Source organism: Pseudomonadota bacterium (assembly GCA_016927275.1).
Taxonomy (GTDB): Bacteria; UBA10199; UBA10199; order 2-02-FULL-44-16; family JAAZCA01; genus JAFGMW01.
This window is the reverse complement of the sequence record JAFGMW010000012.1, coordinates 1-2,635: the sequence shown is the minus strand read 5'-3', so window position 1 is coordinate 2,635 and position 2,635 is coordinate 1. Positions and strand designations below refer to the sequence as shown.

Annotated in this window: 4 protein-coding genes; 1 reads left to right on the top strand and 3 read right to left on the bottom strand. The window is 62.0% G+C overall.

Annotation, left to right across the window (positions count from 1 at the left end; translation table 11 throughout):
- Positions 1–17 precede the first annotated feature (17 nt).
- The gene (folE, locus tag JXA24_00610) at positions 18–557 is read left to right on the top strand and encodes a GTP cyclohydrolase I FolE (protein ID MBN1282257.1); all 540 of its coding nucleotides are present in this window, start codon (positions 18–20) and stop codon (positions 555–557) included.
- A 33-nt stretch (positions 558–590) separates the two neighbouring features.
- Here the strand turns inward: folE and JXA24_00605 are convergent, their stop codons facing one another.
- The 3 genes from JXA24_00605 to JXA24_00595 are packed head-to-tail and all read right to left on the bottom strand — an operon-like array spanning position 591 to position 2,512.
- Positions 591–1,025 carry a hypothetical protein gene (locus tag JXA24_00605; GenBank protein ID MBN1282256.1) on the bottom strand — a complete coding sequence of 145 codons (435 nt, stop codon included), beginning with the start codon at positions 1,023–1,025 and terminating at the stop codon, positions 591–593.
- A 17-nt stretch (positions 1,026–1,042) separates the two neighbouring features.
- Positions 1,043–1,693, bottom strand: a complete 651-nt coding sequence (gene trmB / locus JXA24_00600) for a tRNA (guanosine(46)-N7)-methyltransferase TrmB (GenBank protein ID MBN1282255.1) — start codon at positions 1,691–1,693, stop codon at positions 1,043–1,045.
- Between the two features lie 33 nt (positions 1,694–1,726).
- Positions 1,727–2,512, bottom strand: coding sequence for an EI24 domain-containing protein (locus JXA24_00595; GenBank protein MBN1282254.1), 786 nt, complete (start codon positions 2,510–2,512; stop codon positions 1,727–1,729).
- Positions 2,513–2,635 lie beyond the last annotated feature (123 nt).

The window sequence follows — 2,635 nt, the reverse complement described above, 5'->3', positions numbered from 1 at the left end:
GGGCTAAAAGGCCGGACATGGAGAAGATAATAAGGTCGCTGCTGGAGAGGCTCGGCGAGGACCCCGAGCGCGAGGGGCTGCGCCGCACGCCGGCGCGGGTCAAGGAGTCGTTCGAATTCCTCACCGAGGGCTATCGGCAGGACCCGAAGAAACTGATCGAGAACTCGGTCTTTTCAGACAAGCACGAGGAGATGGTGCTGGTGCGCGACATCCCGATCTACAGCCTGTGCGAGCACCACCTGCTGCCGTTCTTCGGCAAGGCGCACGTGGGCTACATCCCGAACGAGAAGATAGTGGGGATCTCCAAGATCGCGCGCATGGTCGACCTCTTCGCCCGCCGGCTCCAGGTCCAGGAGCGCATGACAAACCAGATCGCGAACACGCTCATGGAGACCTTGAAGCCCAAGGGCGTGGCGGTCGTGATCGACGCGGAGCACCTGTGCATGCAGATGCGCGGGGTGCAGAAGCGCGGGACCTCGGTCATCACCTCAGCGATGCTCGGCGCGTTCCGCCGCAGGCCCGAGACCCGCGCGGAGTTCATGAACCTGATAAGGTGAGAGATTCACATTATATCGCCTCGCCATCGCCTCCTACCTCGGCGCAGGCACGATCGCGCTCAGCTTCACGTTCTTCTTGCTCTTGTCCATCACGAACGTGATCTTCGCCTTGTCTCCGGTCACCTTGTCCACCGTGGCGATCCTCCAGGTGCCGCCCTGCGCCTGCGCCAGGACCTTGTCGCCCGCCCCGAAGCAGGGCTTGTTGTTTCCGCGGTAGAGGGCCGAGGGGTGGGGGGCGACCTCTTTCCTGCCCAGGCTTCCGAGCCCGCCGCCGGCGTCCTTGACCATGATCTTGTTCTTTTTCACGCTCTCGACTCTGGCCACCCCCCAGTTCGGCCCGGCAACGGCCGCGATCACCTTCATGCCGGGCTTTATTTCCACGACCGGTTTTTTGCATGCGGCCCACGACAGGGTGGAGATCGATACTGCGAGGGCTACGACGAGGATGCAGAGAATTGATCTCTTCATATAACCTCCGTTAGTTGTCAACACAGGTCTTCAATCAGCAAGTCACCAGTCACGGCTTTTCTGTATCTCTGGTAATATATCGATCTCCCCTCCGCCTTCCACTTCTCTGAGAAAAATGTGGGAAAGGCGTCGGCGAGATCGGTGACAAACGGCTCGGCGTAGCAGTTGGCAATCCCCTCTGTCCGGGCGAGCATCCCCGACGAGAACTCCGCGTACGGCCTGTGGTCGGTGATGAAGCTGAGCGTGCCGCCGGGCTTGAGCACCCGGGCGCACTCCGCGAGCAGACCCTCGTTGATCGGCCTGTGCTTTGCGTGCCGCCTCTTGGGCCAGGGGTCGGGGAACTGGATGTGGATCTCGTCCACGGTGCTGGCCGCGAAGAGGCGGGGCAGGGCGGCCCTTGCGTCGTCCTGGATGACGGTCACGTTTTCGAGCCCGCGCCTCTCGATCCGCCTTATGATCTTGTCCACGCGCTTGCCCTTGATCTCGATGCCGACGACTGATGCGTCAGGATTCGACTCTGCCAGGTGAAAGAGGAAGTCGCCGCGGCCGGGCCCGATCTCCACGATGATCCTCGCGCCGCGCGCCGGCTCCGCGGCGCAGGGATACACGAAGTCGGCCCTGTGCCACGCGGCACCGCCCTTCACTTCAACCGTGCGCTCGATCGGCATGGCCGCAGATATGCACCAGAAGGCGCAATGCTGTCAAGAATGCTCTGGCTTTGTTCGTTCGACATACAGCAATGTCCCGCCGATGACCATGGGGGGCGCGAAGACCAGGGCGAAGAACGGGATCACGAAACCGGCGCCCAGGCCGATGAGCGTCCATTTTTCGCGCTTCGCGAACGCCCAGCGCTCGTCGAACGAGGCGGCCTTGCGGCCGAAGGGGAGGTCGGCGTAGGAAAAACCCAGGTCCCATGCGCCGAACGAGAAGGTGAGCGCGACGTAGACCGGTCCGCCGACGACCGGGATGAAGCTCACGACGAAGAGCGCGACCGGTATCGCGAGCAGGATCCCTGCCTTTATCGACTCGACCTTGATCGTGCGCCACAGGTCCGAGAGGAACTTCTTCAGGGTGAACGGCAAGGCCTCGCGGCCTGTCACGATCACCTCCACGTGTTCGGAGAGGATGTCGTTGAACGGGCCCGCCACAACGAAGCTCGCGGCGTACGAGGCGATCATGACGAGCATGAGGGAGAGCAGGACGATGAATATCTGGAAGAGCATGTTGCCCGCCCAGATCATCCAGTTGAGGAGGTGCTGCCACCAGGCCGCAGGGGCCGCAAAGCCGGAAAGCCCCAGCTTGGCCGCGAGCCAGCCGTAGATCTCGCCGTAGAAGTGGGCGAAGGCGGCGATCATGACCGCCAGCAGCAGCAAGTTTATGATCGTGGGGAGGGCGGCCCAGAACCAGAGCCTGGGGTGCGAGGCGAGGAACGTGAATCCCCTCACGAGACATCTGAAACCAAAGGCGAGATCCTTGATTTGTCGCATGCAATTATCCTAAATTATCTGTATATTGAGGACAAGGGTCTTGTGGCTTCGGGCATATAGCGTCGCTTTGACGGAGAGGATCGGGGTGCTCTTCGCAGCGGGGCTCGAGGAGGGCGGATTCCG